This window comes from Arthrobacter sp. Y3223164 (assembly GCF_059091005.1).
In genome coordinates this window covers 1-1804 of the sequence record NZ_JBNHGF010000485.1, presented here as the reverse complement: position 1 = coordinate 1804, position 1804 = coordinate 1, and the positions used below count along the sequence as shown (strand labels likewise).

Genomic DNA, 1804 nt, shown 5'->3' with positions numbered 1-1804 from the left:
CCGGCACGTTGGCCTGCCGCTGCGGGTGGCCGGATGGGACCAGGCGGCCGACGCGCTGCGGCAGGCCGGGACGGTAATCTGCACACTGCCGCCGCGCGCAGCCGATTCACTGGCCGCGGAGCTGGCGGCGCAGGCCGGAACGGACCGGAGCGGACGCGTGCTGCTCGACGTCGCCTACGATCCCTGGCCCAGCGACCTGGCAGCCGTCTGGCAGCGCCACGGCGGATCGGTAGTCCATGGTTTGGAAATGCTCATCTACCAGGCCGTGGAACAGGTGCGCTTGTTCGCCGGCGATCGCTTCACCGACGCCGCCGAAGTCACAAATGTGATGTGTGACGCGGTAGGTGCACCGCGGCGCTAAACAGCCCGCCGATGCATGGCAGTATTGAAACCATGTTGCGTTGGTTAACCGCCGGTGAATCCCATGGTCCGGCCCTGGTGGGCATTATTGAAGGCGTCCCTGCCGGCGTCGAACTGACCGCGGCCGAGGTCCAGGATGCCCTGGCCCGGCGGCGTCTCGGCTACGGCCGCGGCGCCCGGATGAAGTTCGAAAAGGACCAGGTCACCCTGGTGGGCGGCGTCCGCCACGGCCTGACCCAGGGCGGCCCGGTGGCCATCGAGGTTGCCAACACCGAATGGCCCAAGTGGGAAACCGTCATGTCCGCCGATCCGGTGGATCCGGCGGCCCTGGCGGACCTGGCCCGCAACGCCCCGCTCACCCGGCCCCGGCCGGGCCATGCCGACTTCACGGGCATGCAGAAGTACGGCTTCGACGAAGCCCGCCCCGTGCTGGAACGGGCCAGCGCCCGGGAGACCGCGGCCCGCGTGGCCCTGGGTACCGTGGCCGCGAAGTTCCTCGCCGCGCTGGGCATCCGGCTGGTCAGCCACACCACCGCGGTGGGCCGGGTCTCCGTGCCCGAAGGCTGCCCGCTTCCAGGGCCGGGCGATGTCCTGGCACTGGACGAAGATCCGCTGCGCTGCTTCGACGCCGAGACGTCCGAGGCCATGGTGCTGGAAGTGGACCAGGCGCACAAGGACGGCGAAACCCTGGGCGGCGTGGTCGAGGTGCTGGCCTACGGCCTGCCGCCGGGACTGGGCAGCTACGTGCACTGGGACCGCCGGCTGGACGCCCGCCTGGCCGCCGCCTTGATGGGAATCCAGGCCATCAAGGGCGTGGAGGTCGGCGACGGCTTTCTCACCGCCGCCCGCCGCGGATCGGAAGCCCATGACGAGATCGTCCGCGACGAAGACGGCACCATCGTGCGGGCCAGCAACCGGGCCGGCGGTATCGAGGGCGGCATGAGCATCGGGGAGACCCTGCGCGTCCGGGCGGCCATGAAACCGATCGCCACGGTGCCGCGCGCGCTGTCCACCATCGACGTCACCACCGGGGAGCCCGCCAAGGCCCACCACCAGCGTTCGGACGTCTGCGCGGTGCCGGCGTCCGGCGTTGTCGCCGAAGCGATGGTGGCCCTGATACTCGCCGAGGCCGTGACCGAGAAGTTCGGCGGCGACTCCGTGAGCGAGACGGCACGCAACCTCCGGTCCTATCTGGCGGCGATCCCGGAGTCGCTGGATTCGATCGGCCGCTAATGGCAGCCGGGCAGCCGCTCAAGCTGCGGCGCCACCTGGTCCTGATCGGCCCGATGGCGTCCGGCAAGTCGACGCTGGGCAGCCAGTTCGCCAGCCGGCACGGCCTCGCCTTCGCCGACAGCGACAAGCGGCTCGTCGAACGCCACGGTCCGATCACCGCGATCTTCGCCTCGATGGGCGAGCACGCCTTCCGCGAGCTCGAGGCCCGCGA

Annotated in this window: 3 protein-coding genes; all 3 read left to right on the top strand. The window is 70.7% G+C overall.

The genetic code is table 11. The features are described from left to right. Window positions 1–361: Rossmann-fold NAD(P)-binding domain-containing protein (locus tag AC5RUJ_RS15670; RefSeq protein WP_494156176.1), on the top strand; the 361-nt coding region annotated here is incomplete at its 5' end. Between the two features lie 32 nt (window positions 362–393). Then, entirely contained in the window at window positions 394–1593 is a 1200-nt protein-coding gene (gene aroC, locus AC5RUJ_RS15665; protein WP_494128862.1) for a chorismate synthase, read from the top strand. Further along, window positions 1593–1804: shikimate kinase (locus tag AC5RUJ_RS15660; RefSeq protein WP_494156175.1), on the top strand; the 212-nt coding region annotated here is incomplete at its 3' end. The genes aroC and AC5RUJ_RS15660, both read left to right, overlap by 1 nt.

Bases quoted from the DNA above. Each gene is read 5' to 3' on its own strand.
- aroC (WP_494128862.1), top strand. From the start codon at position 394: ATGTTGCGTTGGTTAACCGCCGGTGAATCCCATGGTCCGGCCCTGGTG.